This window comes from Methylobacterium sp. Leaf125 (assembly GCF_001423085.1).
GTDB lineage: Bacteria > Pseudomonadota > Alphaproteobacteria > Rhizobiales > Beijerinckiaceae > Methylobacterium.
This window is the reverse complement of the sequence record NZ_LMNU01000034.1, coordinates 1-16,847: the sequence shown is the minus strand read 5'-3', so window position 1 is coordinate 16,847 and position 16,847 is coordinate 1. Positions and strand designations below refer to the sequence as shown.

Annotated in this window: 19 protein-coding genes and 1 tRNA gene; 6 read left to right on the top strand and 14 right to left on the bottom strand. The window is 66.6% G+C overall.

What is annotated here, in order from left to right; genetic code table 11:
• Positions 1 to 542: 542 nt before the first annotated feature.
• Positions 543 to 758 carry a hypothetical protein gene (locus ASF58_RS26210; RefSeq protein ID WP_156375792.1) on the top strand — a complete coding sequence of 72 codons (216 nt, stop codon included), beginning with the start codon at positions 543 to 545 and terminating at the stop codon, positions 756 to 758.
• Positions 759 to 1,587: 829 nt separating this feature from the next.
• Here the strand turns inward: ASF58_RS26210 and ASF58_RS25310 are convergent.
• Positions 1,588 to 2,994 carry a DUF882 domain-containing protein gene (locus ASF58_RS25310; protein ID WP_244477406.1) on the bottom strand — a complete coding sequence of 469 codons (1,407 nt, stop codon included), beginning with the start codon at positions 2,992 to 2,994 and terminating at the stop codon, positions 1,588 to 1,590.
• A gap of 627 nt (positions 2,995 to 3,621) precedes the next feature.
• A tRNA-Gly gene (locus ASF58_RS18525) sits at positions 3,622 to 3,698 on the bottom strand.
• A gap of 166 nt (positions 3,699 to 3,864) precedes the next feature.
• On the opposite strand from ASF58_RS18525, the gene ASF58_RS18520 reads away from it, so the two are divergent.
• Together ASF58_RS18520 and ASF58_RS18515 are read left to right on the top strand one after the other, a co-directional pair.
• Entirely contained in the window at positions 3,865 to 5,388 is a 1,524-nt protein-coding gene (locus ASF58_RS18520; RefSeq protein ID WP_210166882.1) for an integrase family protein, read from the top strand.
• A gap of 495 nt (positions 5,389 to 5,883) precedes the next feature.
• Complete coding sequence (locus ASF58_RS18515; protein WP_055955856.1) at positions 5,884 to 6,456, top strand: metallophosphoesterase; 573 nt, start codon at positions 5,884 to 5,886, stop codon at positions 6,454 to 6,456.
• A 52-nt stretch (positions 6,457 to 6,508) separates the two neighbouring features.
• Here the strand turns inward: ASF58_RS18515 and ASF58_RS18510 are convergent, their stop codons facing one another.
• From ASF58_RS18510 to ASF58_RS18475, 8 genes are all read right to left on the bottom strand, one after another.
• Positions 6,509 to 6,949: a hypothetical protein gene (locus ASF58_RS18510; RefSeq protein WP_156375791.1), complete on the bottom strand. Its 441-nt coding sequence runs from the start codon at positions 6,947 to 6,949 to the stop codon at positions 6,509 to 6,511.
• 80 nt (positions 6,950 to 7,029) lie between these two features.
• Complete coding sequence (locus ASF58_RS18505) at positions 7,030 to 7,518, bottom strand: hypothetical protein (RefSeq protein ID WP_055955850.1); 489 nt, start codon at positions 7,516 to 7,518, stop codon at positions 7,030 to 7,032.
• A complete protein-coding gene (locus ASF58_RS18500; RefSeq protein ID WP_055955848.1) occupies positions 7,518 to 8,135 on the bottom strand; it encodes a hypothetical protein in 618 nt (205 codons plus the stop codon). The genes ASF58_RS18505 and ASF58_RS18500 overlap by 1 nt, the downstream gene beginning before the upstream one ends.
• Positions 8,128 to 8,373 carry a hypothetical protein gene (locus ASF58_RS18495; protein WP_055955845.1) on the bottom strand — a complete coding sequence of 82 codons (246 nt, stop codon included), beginning with the start codon at positions 8,371 to 8,373 and terminating at the stop codon, positions 8,128 to 8,130. Before ASF58_RS18495 ends, ASF58_RS18500 begins: the two co-directional genes overlap by 8 nt.
• Positions 8,373 to 8,741 (bottom strand): hypothetical protein, encoded by a 369-nt coding sequence (locus tag ASF58_RS18490; RefSeq protein WP_055955842.1) that lies wholly within the window; start codon positions 8,739 to 8,741, stop codon positions 8,373 to 8,375. Before ASF58_RS18490 ends, ASF58_RS18495 begins: the two co-directional genes overlap by 1 nt.
• Positions 8,741 to 9,841, bottom strand: coding sequence for a hypothetical protein (locus ASF58_RS18485; RefSeq protein WP_055955839.1), 1,101 nt, complete (start codon positions 9,839 to 9,841; stop codon positions 8,741 to 8,743). The genes ASF58_RS18490 and ASF58_RS18485 overlap by 1 nt, the downstream gene beginning before the upstream one ends.
• Before the next feature lie 73 nt (positions 9,842 to 9,914).
• A complete protein-coding gene (locus ASF58_RS18480) occupies positions 9,915 to 10,559 on the bottom strand; it encodes a hypothetical protein (RefSeq protein ID WP_055955836.1) in 645 nt (214 codons plus the stop codon).
• A 72-nt stretch (positions 10,560 to 10,631) separates the two neighbouring features.
• On the bottom strand, positions 10,632 to 11,024 hold the full coding sequence (locus ASF58_RS18475; protein ID WP_055955833.1) for a hypothetical protein: 393 nt from the start codon (positions 11,022 to 11,024) through the stop codon (positions 10,632 to 10,634).
• Between the two features lie 463 nt (positions 11,025 to 11,487).
• Here ASF58_RS18475 and ASF58_RS18465 point away from each other — a divergent pair, with 463 nt between their 5' ends.
• Both ASF58_RS18465 and ASF58_RS18460 read left to right on the top strand, forming a co-directional pair.
• A complete protein-coding gene (locus ASF58_RS18465; protein ID WP_055955828.1) occupies positions 11,488 to 12,066 on the top strand; it encodes a hypothetical protein in 579 nt (192 codons plus the stop codon).
• 79 nt (positions 12,067 to 12,145) lie between these two features.
• Complete coding sequence (locus ASF58_RS18460) at positions 12,146 to 12,739, top strand: hypothetical protein (RefSeq protein ID WP_156375790.1); 594 nt, start codon at positions 12,146 to 12,148, stop codon at positions 12,737 to 12,739.
• 191 nt (positions 12,740 to 12,930) lie between these two features.
• Here ASF58_RS18460 and ASF58_RS18455 read toward each other — a convergent pair whose 3' ends face one another.
• From ASF58_RS18455 to ASF58_RS18445, 3 genes are all read right to left on the bottom strand, one after another.
• On the bottom strand, positions 12,931 to 13,248 hold the full coding sequence (locus ASF58_RS18455) for a hypothetical protein (protein WP_055955822.1): 318 nt from the start codon (positions 13,246 to 13,248) through the stop codon (positions 12,931 to 12,933).
• Positions 13,249 to 13,483: 235 nt separating this feature from the next.
• Complete coding sequence (locus ASF58_RS18450) at positions 13,484 to 13,885, bottom strand: hypothetical protein (RefSeq protein WP_055955820.1); 402 nt, start codon at positions 13,883 to 13,885, stop codon at positions 13,484 to 13,486.
• Positions 13,886 to 14,255: 370 nt separating this feature from the next.
• A complete protein-coding gene (locus ASF58_RS18445; RefSeq protein ID WP_055955817.1) occupies positions 14,256 to 15,245 on the bottom strand; it encodes a zinc-dependent alcohol dehydrogenase family protein in 990 nt (329 codons plus the stop codon).
• Positions 15,246 to 15,371: 126 nt separating this feature from the next.
• Between ASF58_RS18445 and ASF58_RS18440 the strand changes: the two genes are divergently transcribed.
• Positions 15,372 to 16,256: a LysR family transcriptional regulator gene (locus ASF58_RS18440; RefSeq protein ID WP_055955814.1), complete on the top strand. Its 885-nt coding sequence runs from the start codon at positions 15,372 to 15,374 to the stop codon at positions 16,254 to 16,256.
• 225 nt (positions 16,257 to 16,481) lie between these two features.
• On the opposite strand, the gene ASF58_RS18435 is transcribed toward ASF58_RS18440, so the two are convergent.
• Positions 16,482 to 16,745 (bottom strand): SDR family oxidoreductase, encoded by a 264-nt coding sequence (locus tag ASF58_RS18435; protein WP_055955812.1) that lies wholly within the window; start codon positions 16,743 to 16,745, stop codon positions 16,482 to 16,484.
• Positions 16,746 to 16,847: the final 102 nt, after the last annotated feature.

Here is a 16,847-nt window from a genome sequence, read left to right as displayed (position 1 = left end):
TCGATCGCTAGGACGCTGACGCGCGCCGACTTGTACTTCGCGACGAAGCCACGCCTACCATTGGGCATAAACACGACGGCGGCGGCTTCATTGAGGACATCGACCAGTGCAACTGACCGCACTTTTGCGGCGGCGATCGACAGCACGGTAACGCTGCGTCCTCCGCAGTTCGCAACGAGAGACAAGTCGCCGACCTTCGAAATCGCGATGCCCCAGGGTTACCATCCAATCCTGACCATTTCGATAAGGCGCGGTGGTGGTGTGGTCAGATCGATGACATGTAGGCGACTGTCCGCGCGAGCGTACCAAACTGCATCCTTTTGGCGCATCAGTACCGAACTTGCGACCAAGCCAAGGCGTCCATTCGGCATGATCCGCAGGTTCGTTAGCGGGCCGTACACCGCGTTGTCGAGGGGAAGAGTATTGACGAGGCGGGAATGTGCCTCTTCGCTGACGTCGATGATCCCAGGGTATCGTTTCCGTTCGGTCCGTTGCAGCTTCCATCCGGCGCGAAGAGGGTTTTGCCATCGAGGCCGACGAGCATGAGCGCTGTTGTGCTACTCAAGGCCGAAGCGAGTCGGGATGAGCGGGAGCAGGAGCGCCATCCCGAGCTTGTTGGTGTGGATGCGTACCATATCCCGCATAAAGGGCGCTCGGACCAGGAGTTCTGTTCGCCTCATCATAGAGCGATCGGTCTGCGGCGCCGCAGCGGCCAGCACATTATCGGAACAATCGAAGTCCTGCGCCAAGCAGACTGAGCCCTGCGATGAGCAGGGTGCCGCCGGCCCATTCCAAGACGCTCCGACGCCGCGGCGAAGCCTGTGCCGCGGCTGCCAAAGCAATGCCGGCCAGCAGGAAACTCGCACTTACCGTGAACATCAGGGACCCCCTTCTTTCGAATTCTGGGCCATGACGGTCCTAATCGACCGATTGCCGGATTCTCCCAACTCAGGAGTTCTCTCCTTGTGTACGAAATGAATTCAGATCTGCATGTCCCATTTGGGGGATTGGCGACGCTTTCGCACACAATAGAAGTCTTGTCGCAACTGAGAAGTCAGTGCAAACTTAGATTGAAGAATATGGATCAGTTCGAGTGGACCGGGAAAGGCACACTAGTAAAATCCAGGCTAAAAAAATATCCTTCAGCAGCACATCATGTGCCTAAATGCTTCAATCTTTGCCATGCGTATTGCCAATTGAATCCCGGTGATTAAAAATATACAGATATTTATTGATTTTAGTTAGTCGTATTTGGCTTGATTGATTGTCTCTTTAGGTGACGCCACCCGGTGATCGGGCTCGAGAAAAGAGCTTTGTCGCGGAAATTTGCGCGCGATCGAAATATTCGGGTCGCGTCGGGATTACAGGGACGAGCAACCTTTCTCCTTGTGTGCGGACTCCTGCCTGGTCCCCCCGACCGCGAACGCTCGACGACTCTATGCTGGACGACCCCTGCGGCAGGGTCGCCAAATCGCCAAGGCGGGGCCCGCAGGCTCGTGAGCTCGCAACCGATGACCGTCGTCGGTTAAGAGCTCAAGCAAATGCAAAGCCGGTCGTTTAAACTTTCCCGGAACAACCACACTGTAATCAGCGGTTAACAGGCACAACGCGTGTCGCCGAGCCAGTAAAACGCGAGGCCGCGAGATCGTCGCCGGGGCTCCGAGCCGAGAAGCGTGTGGCGATTCCAGTTTGCGGCAAGACAATCGCCGTCGGCGCTCCGTCGAGCTTTGCCTTCGCCTTTGCAAGTTTCACCGGTGCCGCACGGCTTGCGGATTCGACATCCGTGGCAGCCGCAACGAAGAGCGCATGTAGCTGGGTTCGCGAATCCGCATTGGCCGGTACAGGCACCGCACGGGGTGGCGCATCTGGGGTAAGATTAACCATACCGGCATTGCCGAGACCGGCAAGATGTACAGCAGGCCGAGGGGGCGGGAGGGGCATCGTCAGAGCAGCAGTTACGGCTACAAATTCGGCTGGACGGCGAGGCGGTAGCGGCAGAGACGCTGAAATGGCCGCATCCGGCGCTGATTTTGCAGCCGCTTGCGTCTCACCGGTCAAGAGGCTCTGGGCGTCGCGGCCGTCACGTTCAAGCAGATTGCTCTTCAGAGCCTCATCCGTGGCGGGTGCTGCGTACGCAAGCGCTGAGCGCGCACCGACGGGGTCCTCGGGATCGGCACTGGCAATAACGATGGCAGTTGCCTTCGGGCGCGGTCCCACAGACGCTTTCGCTGCCATCTGAACCGGCGTTACGGTATTCTGCGAGCCTCCGCCAAAGAGACTGGCGAAGAACCCCTTGATGCTTGGCCCATCATCCTCGTCCATCTGCGCCACTTCCGTGATCCCGAGGACCGTGCCGCCCCGCGCAAGGATCTCGGTACGGGCCGTTTCATAGCCGGGCAGGGGCCGATTGTCGGAAGGGAGGTGTACAGTCTTTCCATCCGGGAAAAGACGAGCCAGCTGATCGTGCGTCATGCGCGGCCAGGAGCGGACTGAACCCACGTCGAGGTGTACGAAGGGCGAGTTTGAGCGCGGATACCAACCGACGCCGCCCCTTTGCATCCGCATACCGATGGCACGAATCTGGTCGATCGACACGTCCGGTAGATAGAAATCCATCGCCTTACCGAGCATATGCTGACTGTACTCGGCGACCATCTTGGATCGTCGGCGCAGCATCGCGTTGGTGCCGGGCGAGCGATAGGCAGAGACGACGTTGATGGGTTCCTGCGATCCTACCGACCGGTAGGCTTCCCAGACCGTGTCGAACAGGCGCGGATCCATCTTGATCGGCTCGTCGACCCGCCAGTCACGCAGGAGCCAGTTCAGCTGTTCGAGAGCCGCCCGGTCGTAACGTCCGTCGCGCTTGAAGGTAACCGTCAGGCTTTCCTTCGTATGGGTGTGATAGATCGACAGGGTCCGGGTATCGCCATTGGCGACGGCGTCCTGTGTGCCACGGGTTCCCCCAAGGAGAGCGAGACCGAAACTAGCGACGATGACCGGTAGACGTCGGGCCCGCTTCAGCGAGACAGCGCGTTGGGTCGTCCGGCCGTTCCGCAGAGACTTACCCACCGTGATCTCACCCTCTACCGAATCGCGCGCGGGGCACGGATCATGGTGAACGCAAGGTTGCCGAAAACCGTAAACGTTCGGTTTACTAAGTTCTCGGCGTTTTGCTCCCCGATGCCTTACGGCTAGGTCTGAACCATGGCAAAATCGTGCCTCGGTGTGCGCAGCGGCACAGTCCAGATTATGTTCCTAAATGTGCAATACTTTCGGGTTAGGCTACGCCTCGAATCGGCATGCTTCCGCAAAAGACAGTCGTTTCATGCATTTTTCTAAAAGGTCGATGGATTAAGACTTCTGTCTGACTAGCATTTGGACCACAAACGAATCAGGTCTGCAGACGTGTGCCTCAGTATCGTTGAAAGCGCAAAGGAGCTGTCGCTCCGATATCCCAATGAACTGCAAAAAATCAGTTTACTGATGCTGTCAGCGAAAAATGTTTTGTGAAACACTATGGTATCTAGACAAGCTGTCCCAGACCAATCGATCAGTCTTTCATTCGCTTGATCGTGGCAATCATATTGGGCGTCGTCTGCAGCGTCGGCTCTAGTAGCCGGATGGAGCGGGTACCGGGAATCGAACCCGGGTATTCAGCTTGGAAGGCTGGATTGTCAACCCGACTGCATCCCTCCCGCCCAGGGTTTCAGTAACCAACCGCCCGAAAATACAGGGGAAATCGCGTTCCCACGGTTAACGCCCGCCTTGCCAGGGTGATTGGTGTCAGGTGGTATCCCGGTGGTATCCAGCGGGAGGGACCGGATGGCAGTCGAGGGTGGCAGGGGCTCGTACGCCCGGGAGCGCGTGGCGTTGACCGCGGGGCACGTGACCAAGGCGCGCGCCATGATCCGCAAGGGGACGGTCCCCGGGCGCGGCCTCGATCTCGTCGACGCTGACTGCGCCGGCCTCGTCCTGCGGGTGACCCGGAACTCGGCGACGTGGATGCGGAAGTCGAAGTCCGGCACGGTCCGCATCGGAGACGCCGCGGTTATCTCCCTGGCCCAGGCCCGTGACCAAGCCGAGCGCATCCGCCTCGCCGTCCCCGGGCTGCACCAGCCGACGATGGAAACTCGCATCTACGAGGAGGCACTGCGCCGGACCGGCAGCGTCGAGGAGGCTCTGGACGCCGCGTGGCCCGAGGAGGAGCCCGAGACCCAGACCGTCGAGGTGCGCCGGCGGGACGGGCCCTGGGTTCTCGGTGACCTGATCGACGCCTACCTCGCCTGGAAGCTTCCACGGCTGAAGGAGGGGCGCTGGCGCGCCAGCTACGAGAGCTACCTCCGACACCCCGAGCTCGCCGGCCTGTCGATGGTCACCGTCGCCGGACTGGACCTGGAGACGATGCTGGGCGTCCGGCAGCGGCTGCTGGAGGATGGCGGCACGAAGCGCAGCGCGGCCAAGAGGGTCATCGGCCAGTTCCGCGACGCGATGACATGGGGCTGGCGGGCGCAGCCGCTCCGCTGCAGGCTCGTGCGCATGGAGTTCCCGTGGTGGGACCGGCTGACCGTCGACTACACGCCCGGGACGCGTGACCACGTGCCGACGGTCGAGGAGCTTGCCAGGACGCTCGCCGTCGCGGAGCGCCACCGCTCGCTCGGGCAGACCGAGCACGCTACGGGCGCGGGTCTGCTCGGGGCGCTCTGGGCCGTCGTGCTGACCGCCCAGCGTACCGGCGCGCTCGTCACCACGCAGGTGAGCTCGTGCGTCCCCCAGTTCTCCAACGAATTGCCTGGCTGGACCGCTGTCGGCTGGCCGGGCGCGGTGATGAAGAGTGAAATGCCCCACGGCGTGCCCATCCCGCCGGAGGCCTGGGCCGTCATCGAGCGCTACCGCCAGGAGGACGCCTGGGGTCGGGAGGCGCCAAGCCCGTGGATGTTCCCGTCACGCCGCGGGGATGGGCACGTCTCCTACCTGGCGACCAACCAACTGTTGAGCCGCCTGCAGGGGCTCCGGGAGGGCAAGCGCGCCGAGGGCAAGGTCGACCTGTTCGCGCTCTACGGCATCCGCCGCTGGACACCGCACGACGTACGGCGCGGTCTCGCGACGTTCCTCGGGGAGCGGCGCCTGGGCGGGGCCGCGGCCGCCATCCTCGACCATGTCGACGGGAAGGCGGATGAGCGCGAGCGGACAGCGGCGGTGACCCGGCTCCACTACGACCGCGCGCAAAGGATGGAGCTCAAAGCCGAGGGGCTGGCTCTGTGGTGCGAGGCGATCCTGGAGGCCTACGAGCGGGAGCGCGAGGCCATCGCCCGCGTGCCCCTGCCGCCGGCGCGACCGCGCACGGTCAGGAAGCTCGCGACCAAGCGGAAGGCGCTCGTTCCCGCCTAGCTCGCCGGTCCCGGCCGAGGGCCCGCGCCAGGTCGGCCGGGCGCTCGGCCGACACGAATCCAGCCCTGCCGCGGCGGGGACCCGCCGCCTCGGCGACGTCTTCGGCCAGGGCGCGCCAGAGGGCGTCCCGCTCCTCGCCGGCCGGTGAAATCGCGACGTCGTCGTAGCCGTGCATGTCCCGCCTCCGCATGAGAACAAAATAGGAACAAGCGGGCGCGGGTCAACGGGGTCCGACGTGCATTTCCATACCCGGGAGCGCCCCCGGGTATAGGAATGCACGTCCCCTCGCAGAACCACTTAAGCCTTCCTTCATCACGCTGTCGGCATCGCCCCGGCGCGAGCTTGACCGGTCCCCGCGAGCTGCGATCCTGTCGATTCCCCCCAGCGCCCGAGAGGCCCCCGGTGAAACGAATAGCGCGCCCCACCCCGCACGAGAGACCCATCCCGGGGGCGTGACGCCGCGCGCGCAGCCCCCCCCTCACGGAGGCTGCCATCATGAAGAGCCCGACGTTCAACCCCAACACGACCTGGTTCACCGCCGACGCCCATTTCGGACACCGAGGCGTCCTGCGGATGGCCAACCGTCCCTGGGACGACATCGCCCGCCACGACGAGGATCTGATTCACGCCTGGAACAGCCGCGTCCGCCCCGCGCACGACGTGTTCTTCCTCGGCGACTTCGCGATGAATTCCTCGCCGGAGCGGTGCCAGGCGATCTTCGCGCGGCTCAATGGCCGGAAGCATCTGGTCATCGGCAACCACGACGGTCCGCGGCACATCGAACTCGGCTGGGCCAGCGATCCGGCGGACATGCGCACGATCCACGTCGACGGCACCCGGATCGTCATGTGCCACTACGCCCTCCGGACCTGGAATGGTCTATGGAGGGGCGCCATCCATTTGTTCGGGCACTCTCATGGCTCGCTGCCCGGGACGTCCCGCTCCTGCGACGTCGGCATGGATTGCTGGGGCTACCGCCCGGTGAGCCTCGCCGAGATCCGGGAGCGCCTCGCCGCGACGCCCAAGCAGCCCGAGGAACGGCGTCCCGACGACGACGACGCGGAATGAGGAAGGGCCCCGGAGACGATCCGGGGCCCTTCGGTTTCGGGGGTGGTTGCGTCTAGCGACCCATTCCGGGGGCCGCGGCCTCCTCGGGCTCGATGGCCTTGGGGCGGCGCTTGGCCGCCGCCGCCGGGCGCGCCGCGAGGGCTTCCTGCCGCTGCCGGGACTGCTCGTGGGCGATACCGCGCTCGTACAGGCGGATCATCTCGCGGACGATCTCACCGTCCATCCGCTCGGGGTCGACGTAGGCGCAGATCTTCTTCTCGGAGCCGTCCGGCCGGAGGCTGAAGATCTCGCACTTATACTTGGGTCCCGGGATGGGGCTCTCGCGGACGACGTAGCCCGCGGGCGTCCACTCGGCGACGTGGGTCAGCCAGCGCTTCATGTCGACCCCGCCGCGCCGGTAGGCGACCCCCTCGGCGATGTGGCGGTCCCCGCCGGTGGCGGCCATCTGCGCCGCGATGATGTCGCTGACCGGTGTGCTCCTAGCGAATGCCATGTCCTGTCCCCTGTCCCGCGGGCACTCGGCCCGTCCCGGGGACCAGCGTACGTATGGACAAGCAAGGCACCAGGCGGCCCCTACGCGAGCCGCCGCGATTCGGCCATCAGGCGGTCGCCCTCGGCGTCGAGGCGAGCGTGGAGATCGACCAGCTCGGCGTGGCGGGGGTGCCAGTCGGCGCGGAGGTACGCCCGCAGCCGGGCGGCTGAACCGTCGCAGCGGGCCGCCCGACGCGCGAGGGCCCGGGCGCGCTCATGCTCCTTGGCGGGCTGCAGGTCGATCATGAGCGCGCCCTCGTCGAGGGGACATCTCGCCAGAACGCTGTCGAGATCGGCGACGAGGCTCGCGCCCCGGGCTTCCCGGCGGGCGGCCTCCAGCGTGGCGGGGTCCGCGGTCGCGGCGATGGCCGCCGCCTGATCGGCGAGGACCTCCTTCAGCGGGGCGTCAGCGGCCGGCGCCGGGGCGACCGGCTCGGGAAGCACGGCCTCAGCCTGGCTGATGACGGCGCAGGCGCCGCGGACCACGGGCGGGAGCCGGGGCGGCAGGCGCATCGGGAGAACGGGACGCATCAGGGTGCCTCAGCGAAATTGGAGAGGTCCTCAACGGCGACGCGCTGGTCATAGCCGCTCTCGGCGTCGAGGTGGGTGGTGATGCCGACGTCGCCGAACCGGGACGCCATGACGACACGGACGCGCCGGCCGGCGTGGTCGGCGAACAGCACCGGGACGGGGTCGCGCCACATCGGGCATCCCAGGTGCGCCTCCATCCCGGCGTCGAAGTCATCGTCCTTGGTCGGGTACTTCGCGGCCGCTGGGAGCCGGTTGTAGTCGAGGAACCGGCGCAGGCACTCGGGCTGCGCCGGGTCCTCGATGAAGTGGTCGCAGTGACGGGGCTCCGGGACCGGCATGGATGCCTTCATGTCGACCAGCCGACCGCCCCCTCGCATCCACCGGCTGATCTGCCAGGCGCAGGACCGGCAGTAGTACGGACCATTCGCATCCTCAGCCCACGTCGCCCCGGGCGCCTGGCAGGCCGTGCGATTGCACGACCCGCCGAGCAGACCCTTGTCGGCCTTGATCACCGGCGGCTCATGGGGCTTGCCGATCACGATGGTCTGGGTGGAGGCGGCCTTGGCGGAACGCGCGCGGGCCCCGGCCCGAGCCACGGAACGGACGAGGCTACCCATTGTCGGCTTCCTTCGGCGCTGGGGTGGAAGCCCCGTCGGCGACGCCGGTGGCGGCCCCGACGAATGCGAGTGTGCCGAAGGCCAGGGCGAACGCGCTCAGCCAGAGAAAGGCGTACCAGGCCGCCCGGGCGAGATCCCCGCCGTTGCCGGCGAGGAGGAAGGCGCACGTCACGGCGAAGGCAGCCGAGGTGGCGACCCGCCCGGGGCCGCCTGCGATGAGGGCGAGGAGGCCGCGCATCAGCGGACCTCGCCCTGGAGGTCGTAGGTGTCCGCGAACATCTCGCGGAACTCGCACGGGTGCATCTTGGGCAGGAAGTGGCGGATGGTCTGCCGGGGCCCCAGGTTCGACCACTTGGTGTGGAACGGGCCGTCGGCCCGCTCCATCATCCCGGCATCCCACTCGATGATCGCGGCGGCGAGGCGCAGCGCGTCCTCCGCGGTCGTCTCGTATGCCAGCGGGACGGTGTGCTCGTTGGCCGCCATGACGTGGACCCATCGGACGTAGCCGCCCTCTACGCCCTCCAGCGTGGCGATGCCGGTCGAGGCATCGGGCTGCACGTTCGAGAGGGCCAAGCCGTCGTCGATGTTGAGGTTGACGGTGCGCATCAGGCGGCCCTCTTCGGGGTACCCTGGGCACGCCAGGCCAGGAGCACGGCCTTCAGCCATGTCCGGGGCACGATGGGGTCGCCATCCTCTGTGTCCCAGCACTCGACCAATCCGACGAGGCGCCCCGTCGAGCGATCCGTGACGACAGCAAAGGTGCACAGGTCGTCGTGGTAGCTGTTCGGGTCGGCCGGGTCGTCGCGACCGGTGAGCTCGACCCGGCACCCGTGGCGGGCCGCCATGTCGTTAGCGAGGCGGCAGCAGACGCCCCAATTGTCCTTCTCGGGCTCCCCGCCCTCGGGTTCGGCATCCGAACCCATCGTGCGCATGCGCTCGCTGTAGAGCTTCCAGACGTTGCCTTCCGGCCCATCGGCCGAAGCTCCGCCAAGCGCCCTCGTGATCGCGCCCGGCCAAGCCCGTCCCTCGCGGACGAGGCGAAGGGCTTCCGCGTAGCCCGTCTCGGATGCCGGCGCCGAGACCTTGGTGCCGGCCGGCAATTCCTCGATCCGGCCGGGCTCCAGCGTCACCGTGGCAGGCTCAAGGGTTCGCTCGACGACACCGTTCACGCTTACCTCGATGTCGGGCCTGCCCCTTAGGGCTACCGTGCCGTCCGCCTGGACGAACAGGTAACCCGGGCGGGCGAGGGTCTCGTACGTCGGCAGGAACTCCGCCGCGGCGGCGGGATCGCTCTGGCGCAGGACGTTCACCCAGGCCGTCCAGTCGGCGTCGGAGACCTTGCTCCAGTCTCCGGTCAGGCGCGCCTCGCCGACGCGGGCGGCGCTCCCGGCCGGTCGGGTGAGCCCGAGCTCCTCTGCGCGCTGACGCATGGCTTCGGCCTGGCGTAATACCTCCGCCGGGTCCTTACCGTAGCGAGCGGCGGCCTCGTCAGGCAGGATGTCGAGGGTGCGGTACCGGATATCGAACCCGGCCGCGTCGAGGGCCTGCGTGATTTCGTGGGCCCGCTCCTCAGCGGGCCGACCGAACCGCTCGCCAACGCTCGCCAGGATGGCTTTGGCGATGACGATCTCCGCGTCGTTCACCGCGATGGCCTTGGCGCCGTCGTCGGTGAACCGTGTCCTGAATTCGCTGGTCTCGCGCCGCATGGGACGCTCTCCTGTTCTGGGGGATGCTCGGAATAAAGGGGGCGCCACTGCCGCCTGGCGCGCGACGGGGCGATCAGGCGTTATGGAGGTGGGCGCTATCGGCTTCGCGGCCGGCCGCCGTCTCTTCGGTGAAGATGTCGGTGCGCTCGCCGCTGAAGCGCGCCAGCCGCCGGTAGAGAGCCTCGCTGCGCGCGGCGAAGGCGTCCACGCGCTCCTGGCTCATACCGAGCATGAGCATTGCCCAGTCGTCCCCGGCATAGCGGACGCATCTCAGCAGCCTGCGTAGACACGCCAGGTCGCTCATTAAGGAGGCGTCGACCTCGCCACGGATCAGCTTGACGAAGTCGACCTCGGCGCTCGCCCGCTCGGCGGCCAACAGGGCGCAGAGGTCCTCGTAGTCGATGTCGGCGACGGCCTCGGCCTCCTCGGTGGCCCGCTCCGCGAGACGCGCGTCGTGCCGGCGGCGCTGGCCGGCGCTACGCCTCATGTACGCGTCGATCTGGTCGCAGGCGTCGGTCAGCGTGTCAGCGAACCGCTCGCGTCCCCGCAGGACGTATGACCACCGCCCTGAGGTGGTCCACATCCCCTGCTGGACGTCGACGCCGCGGTACCGGCGCATCATCCACACACCACCGTCGGTCCGGATGGCGAACCCCTCGATGGGGTATGGACGCTCGTCGAGGGGGACCTTTTCGAGTGGGAATTGATGCTTGATCATGTCGGGTGCCTCGATCTGGAATGGTGGTTTTTGATTGGCGCCACTGACCGCCTGGCGCGTCGACGGGGATGCCTAGGGCCGCTGCGGCAGGCGCGGCCTCGGCGGGGGGACTTGCACGCGACGGGCGCCCAGGGGCGACGGCGGCGGGGACTGCCGAACCGGCGCAGGCGGCCGGTCAGCGTCGAGCTCGCTGACGATCTGCGCGTGGGCTTCAGCCGCGGTCGCGGGGACGGGCTTGAAGTCGGCCTCCTGGAGCGCCTCGTCCAGGATCTGAATCGCGCCACGGGCGGACGTGAGGAGCTCGCGCTCTACGCGGCTGACGGCGTCCTGGAGGAGCTTGCCCTTGGAGCCTTCTGCCCAACTCGGGTGGACCTTGGTGGCGGCCATCGCCTCCGCGAGGCGGGCGCGGGTCTCGCGCATGTCCAGAGAGACGAGGCCGTCGGCGAACGAGGTGCGGGTGCTCATGCCTGCCCCCCGCGCCGGACGAGTTCCCAGGAGATCCCGAGAGCGGCCAGGATGCCGGGCGGGGGCGGGCGGCGGCCCCGCAGGGCGGAGCTGACATCAGACTGCGACAGCCCGTGTGCGCAGGCGAACCTCTTCTGGCTACCGGCCGCCGCGACCGCTGCCCGCAATGCCGCGACCGCCTCAGGCGGCGTGATGACGGACGCGGCGCGAGCGTCCTCCTCGTTCGAGTGCGCCATAGGCGAGCCTCCTCGGCCGGCCGAGCCGGCAACGTATCTCTCAGGGGGAATACCGGGCAGGCCTAAGGGCCTTGCCTCGATACTCTAGTAATATGCCTGGAAATGCGTTTTGCCAAGAGGTATTATGTAATTATCTTCTCGCCTCTAGCCTGGCAAATATCCCAATACTTGGGAAATGAGTCAAGCGAGTTGTTTTAGAAACTTCGAAAGTTTTCTTTGGAGCCTGCATGATCACCGCCCGTCTCCCCCACGACACTTGGCTCTGGACCGCGGTCCTGGCTTCGCGGGAGCGCGGGCACGTCTGCAACGGCAGGCCGATCCGGGCCGTCCGCCACGAAGGCACGGGCCTCGCGCGCGTGGGCGTCTATGACGTCGACATGCCCGCGGGGACGCTCCTCGTTGCGACGCCGGCGGGCATGTCCGCCCAAGGCGACGGCCCATGGGGTGGCCGGCACGCGGCGTATCGCCTGGAAGCGGACGGCTCGCTCACGCCAGTCGCGAAGGACGACGCAGCCGACGAGCTCGATCCTGAGGGCGCGCTGGCCCGTCTGCACCGGCGCCTCGTCCTGGCGGCCGGCCTCGATTTCGGGCCGACGCGGATTCGCATGCCGGAGGGCCACGGCTACGAGGCCGGCACCGGCACGGAGTGGAGGGGGTATTGGGCCATCGTCGAGAAGACGACCCCCAAGCAGATCTGGCTACGGGGTCCGAGCCTCGCCGAAATGCAGGAGGCCGGCCTGCCCATCTCGCCATCCGACAGCCCCGAGGCCATCGCCGCGGCCGACGCGATCAGATCCGCTGCCTGATCGTACGTATGGCCCTGGTCGTTTTCATCGCCCCGTCGAGAATGGTGTCGGGACCATTCAACCGGGAAGGGACGAAGCCATGCGGACGGCAGCAAGGATGATGATGTGGGTGCTCGCGGCGATGGCCGCGGCGACGAAACTGGTCTGGGAAGGCGGGAAGTGGATCGTGCGGTCGATCTTCCCGAGCATGGCGCCGCCGCCCGGCGCCGACGTCGAGGACGCCCTGGAACGCGTCGCGGCCGCCCCCGAATCGAGCGGGAAGGAAGCCCTCCCGGATCTCGACATCGACGCAGGCAAGATCGCCTTCGACCACGCCCTTTCGACGCTGTCCGGGGGACGCCACCCGGCGCCCGACATGACGCGCCTGCCGGAGGACATCGTCAAATGGGTCGCCCGGCTCTCGGCCGAGGATCTCCAGCGGCTGACGCAGCATGGGGCAAAGCGCGTCGGCGAGCACGTCCTCGGCGAGCGCCCCATCGCAGATCTCCCCCTCTGCCGGGAGGCGCGCCTCGGCCGGGGGTTCGCCAGGGTCGGTGACCGCATCGTCCTCGTCGGCCGGTGCGCCGCCGAGGCCCCGGCCGCCCCGTCACCGGAGGACGCCAGGGCCCAGGCATTGGAGATCCTCCAGGATCTCATCGAGGACCAGCCCGAGCCGGTCGGCCTCGCGGCCTGATAGAGCGAGCCACGCCGAAACGGAAGAGGGCCGCCCCGAATGCCGGGGCGGCCCTCTCTTTTTGCCTGCGTCAGACTGCGACAACCTGCCACATCATTTCGGCGACAAACCCGTTGTGCTTTTCCCTGTGCACACTTGTGCGCATCACGTCAGCATCTCTGCGCACGACGTCGTGCCGCTAGGGCATCCCATCATGCCGCGCGCGTTCCCCGGAGCGTCCGGAGGGCGCCCTTCACGTCTTCGAGGCTGCCCTCTGCGCGCAGGGCCCGCATCCGCATGGCGCTGAGCTCGGCCCGGAGCCGGGCGTTGTCGGCCTCCAGGCTCTCGATGCGGTCGGCATCCCGGCGAACCCGAGCGGCCACCCGGCCGACCGCGTCGAGGTTCCGCTCGCGCTGATCGAGGGCGGCCTCGTGCTGCGCATCAAGGCGGTCCTGATGGAGCGTGAAGGCGACCCCGGCGAGGCGCTGGAAGCCGACGTCAAAACCCTCTGCGATGGCGTGTGCGGTCATAGCGGCCTCCTGCGTCTTCGAGGGAGACGATCTCAGCTCGCCGAATCGCCGTCCAGCGCCGATCCCCCCCGTGGTAAAGGCTTCCCTGGGCGCACCGTGCGTATTCCCCAGTTTTCGGAAACCCCTGCAGAGGAGATACGTTCGGCATCGGAGCGCCCCGTTACTTCATGCCTTCGTAACGCGGGCGCCCCGGTTCTGTAACGGAATGTGGGGAAAGCACGTACCCCGGCGCGCCTCAGGTCTGGGTGCCCGAGAACACGGCTGTGAGGTCGGCGGCCGCGCTGCCCTGGGTCGCTGGCGCGACGATGGCGAGGACGTCCCCGGACACGCAGAACGTGTCCGCTGCCATCGTCCAGACGCCCACCTTGGAGTTGGTCGCGAAGGCCAGGGTCGCCACCACGGAGCCGTTCTTTGTCACCGTGAACGTCGTGCTCGCGGTCGCCGCCGCGCCCAGCACGCCTCGGGCCTCGGGCAGCCCCTTGGTGAGGAAGAGGTAGCGGTCGATCACCTCGCGGTGGAGCGTTTTCCCGGCCGCGGGCTTGCCGTCGGTCCACGCGCGGATGGCCCATCTCAGGGCGCCGTTGACGAGCGCCCAGGCGGAGATCTTCTCTTGCGGCGGGAAGCCCGGCAGGGTCACCGTCGTCCCGGGGGGTCAACCCGCGGCGACGGGCAGAGCACGTGAGGGCCGCGAATACGTGCGGTCCCAGATCGCGTCCCGGACCGAACGTGCAATCAAAACCTAATTTCCCGCCCAAGTTTGCATCGAACGAGGCGCCAGCGACCTGCCCGGCCGCGCAGGCGGACCAAGCGCTGAGCTTACCGCCGCCGACGTAGCGCACGCACTGCAGGTTGGCGGCTTCAACTTAAGGCAGCAGCCAAAACCTTGCCTCACACCAGCTGACGGACGGACAGCTATCGACCCAACCTCGCCGGAACGCAGGGGGTAGCCGGTACTCGTAAGCGGACGCATCCCCCACCGGCGGGCTGGCTGAGCCCTCGTGGTGCGGCTAGACCGTAACGACGATCTTCCCGATCTGCTCGTTGCTCTCCATGAACCGATGCGCCTCCACGATCTCGTCGAGCCCGAAGGTCTTGGCGATGACCGGCTTGAGTGCCCCCGAGGCCAAGCCCTCGACGATGTACGCCTTGGCCTTGCTTAGGCGCTCCGGGTCCGTGCTGACCTCGAAGATCTGGTAGCCGCGCACCGTCAGGTTCTTGCCGAGCAGCGAGAGGACCGGGATGGTGATGGGCGTGGTGTCGAGCGCGCCGTACTGAAAGAAAATCCCGAGGGTGCTCAAGGCATCAAGGATCTTGCCGACCTCCGGTCCGCCGACCGGGTCGAAGGCGACGCGGGCGCCCTTGCCGTCCGTGATCCGCATCACCTCGGCGACGAGGTCCTGCTCTTCCGTGGCGATGACGTGGGCTGCGCCATGCGCCAGGAGTTCGTCGCGCTTGTTGCTGCGCCGGGTCAACGCGACGGGGACGGCGCCGAGGGCCTTCGTGATCTGGATCGCGGCGAGCCCGACGCTGCTGGACGCGGCGCGGATCAGCACCGTCTCGCCGGCCTTGACGTCGGCGATGTCAACCAAGGCGCCATAGGCGGTCGTGAACATCATCCAGGTGGCGGCCGCCTCCTCCCAGGACAGCGTGTCCGGGTGCTTCACGACACCGATGGCCGGCGCGTTCACGAGCTCGCCGTGGAGGCCATACTCACCCAGCATGAAGCAGGGGACTACGCTGACGGCATCGCCCGGCGCAATGCCTTCGACATCCGCTCCAAGGGCCTCGACGATGCCGGCGGCCTCGTAACCGAGGATGGCCGGGAAGGCCGGCTCGGTGACGTACTGGCCGGTCCGGAACATCACCTCGGCGCGGTTCAGTCCCATCGCCTTGACCTGGATCTGGACCTCGCCCGCCTTCGGCGCCGGTACCGTGACGTCCTCGACCTTAAGGACTTCGGGTGCGCCGATCTCATGGAATCGTACGATGCGCGTCATGGGCTGTTTCCTGTCGCCGATGCCATTCCCTCGCATCGGGAATTGGCTGGTGTCTGGAACCTAGGGGTGGGAGACTGCTGCGATAACCTGCCAGTTTCTGCGCGCGGTGATGAACGAGACAGAACAATGCGTGCGAGCGAACTCGGTGAGATGTCGACCTTCCTGGCGGTCGCCAAGCATCGCAGCTTCCGGAAGGCTGCGACGGAGCGCGGCGTCGCATCCTCGGCGGTCAGCCATGCCATCCGCAGCCTTGAGGAGCGCATCGGCGTTCGATTGCTCCAGCGCACGACTCGGTCCGTCGCCCTGACCGACGCGGGCGAACGCTTCCTCGCCGAGCTTTCACCTGCCTTCGAGCAGATCGCGAGGGCCCAGGAGAGCCTGAACACCTTCCGGGAGACGCCGTTCGGCACCGTCAGGATCAACCTGCCGACCTCGATTGCCCCTTTCCTGCTGCGCGACGTCATGGTCCCGCTGATCGAGGAGAACCCTGGCCTGAAGCTCGACGTCGTGGCGACCGACCGCTTGGTCGACATCGTCGAGGAAGGTTTTGACGCCGGTGTCCGATTTGGCGAGGTCCTGTCCCGAGACATGGTCGCCGTCCGGATCGGGCCTGTGCAGCGTCTCGTCGTGGTGGGCTCGCCGGAATACCTGAGCAAGAACCCGCGTCCAGAGCACCCGCGCGATCTCGCTCGGCACACCGGCATCCGGTACCGCTTCCCCAGCGGCAAGATGTTCAACTGGCGGTTCGAGCGGGGGGGCGAGGTCATCGAGGTCGAGGTCGACGGTCCGATCACCCTGGACGACCAATCCCTGATGATCGAGGTGGCCACCAAGGGAGGCGGCCTCGCCTACGTCTGGGAGGATCGCGCCAGGCCGTACCTCGATGCCGGGACGCTGGTCCCGTGCCTGGAGGATTGGTGCCCCGTGAAGGGCGACCTGTTCCTGTACTATCCGAACCGGCGGCATGTCTCCGGGGGTCTCAGGGTCTTGATCGACCGCATGAGGATCTGATGCCGAGGACGGAATGATCCGGGGACGCCGGGGATGCGTGAGGCGGTGGCCGCTTTGGCGAAGAGCTTACCGTAAGCGGTCAGGCGGAAATCCACCCATCCCGGGCGGAGAGCAGTCCGGCAGATGTCGACCCAACGCAGTCACTGCTGTGAGAGCGTGGGCGTCCAGAAAGCAGCCATTCCCTTGTGCATCAACACAGAACGGCTGCTGGTCCGCAACGAAGCCTTAGGCCCCCATAGTCATAACGGAGCCGCCGTCGACCCGGAGGAACTCGCCGGTGATGAAGCTGGCGTGTTCCGAGCAAAGGAACGTCACTGCCGCCGCAACCTCCTCAGCTCGGCCGCGGCGCTTGGCGACGATGCCGGGGCGCTCCTCATCCAACGTTTGTTGAACCGCCTCGTCGAAGGAGATGCCCTTCTCTTTCGACTTCTTCTCCATCTGGGCGTTGGTCATCGGCGTGGCAATGAAGGCCGGGCCGACCGCGTTCACGAGTGTCCGACGTCAGCACCTGTGGGACAGAATGAGGGTCTTCCCGAACGGAGGATGGCTGGTTCATCGTAGCCCCTGAGGAGCGAAGATGAAGCAGACATC

What these genes read in the sequence shown, in the direction of transcription:
- ASF58_RS26210 (WP_156375792.1), top strand. Translation starts at nt 543, where the DNA reads ATGAGCGCTGTTGTGCTACTCAAGGCCGAAGCGAGTCGGGATGAGCGG.
- ASF58_RS18515 (WP_055955856.1), top strand. Translation starts at nt 5,884, where the DNA reads ATGAAGAGCCCGACGTTCAACCCCAACACGACCTGGTTCACCGCCGAC.
- ASF58_RS18510 (WP_156375791.1), bottom strand. Translation starts at nt 6,949, where the DNA reads ATGGCATTCGCTAGGAGCACACCGGTCAGCGACATCATCGCGGCGCAG.
- ASF58_RS18505 (WP_055955850.1), bottom strand. Translation starts at nt 7,518, where the DNA reads ATGCGTCCCGTTCTCCCGATGCGCCTGCCGCCCCGGCTCCCGCCCGTG.
- ASF58_RS18500 (WP_055955848.1), bottom strand. Translation starts at nt 8,135, where the DNA reads ATGGGTAGCCTCGTCCGTTCCGTGGCTCGGGCCGGGGCCCGCGCGCGT.
- ASF58_RS18495 (WP_055955845.1), bottom strand. Translation starts at nt 8,373, where the DNA reads ATGCGCGGCCTCCTCGCCCTCATCGCAGGCGGCCCCGGGCGGGTCGCC.
- ASF58_RS18490 (WP_055955842.1), bottom strand. Translation starts at nt 8,741, where the DNA reads ATGCGCACCGTCAACCTCAACATCGACGACGGCTTGGCCCTCTCGAAC.
- ASF58_RS18485 (WP_055955839.1), bottom strand. Translation starts at nt 9,841, where the DNA reads ATGCGGCGCGAGACCAGCGAATTCAGGACACGGTTCACCGACGACGGC.
- ASF58_RS18480 (WP_055955836.1), bottom strand. Translation starts at nt 10,559, where the DNA reads ATGATCAAGCATCAATTCCCACTCGAAAAGGTCCCCCTCGACGAGCGT.
- ASF58_RS18475 (WP_055955833.1), bottom strand. Translation starts at nt 11,024, where the DNA reads ATGAGCACCCGCACCTCGTTCGCCGACGGCCTCGTCTCTCTGGACATG.
- ASF58_RS18465 (WP_055955828.1), top strand. Translation starts at nt 11,488, where the DNA reads ATGATCACCGCCCGTCTCCCCCACGACACTTGGCTCTGGACCGCGGTC.
- ASF58_RS18460 (WP_156375790.1), top strand. Translation starts at nt 12,146, where the DNA reads ATGCGGACGGCAGCAAGGATGATGATGTGGGTGCTCGCGGCGATGGCC.
- ASF58_RS18455 (WP_055955822.1), bottom strand. Translation starts at nt 13,248, where the DNA reads ATGACCGCACACGCCATCGCAGAGGGTTTTGACGTCGGCTTCCAGCGC.
- ASF58_RS18445 (WP_055955817.1), bottom strand. Translation starts at nt 15,245, where the DNA reads ATGACGCGCATCGTACGATTCCATGAGATCGGCGCACCCGAAGTCCTT.
- ASF58_RS18440 (WP_055955814.1), top strand. Translation starts at nt 15,372, where the DNA reads ATGCGTGCGAGCGAACTCGGTGAGATGTCGACCTTCCTGGCGGTCGCC.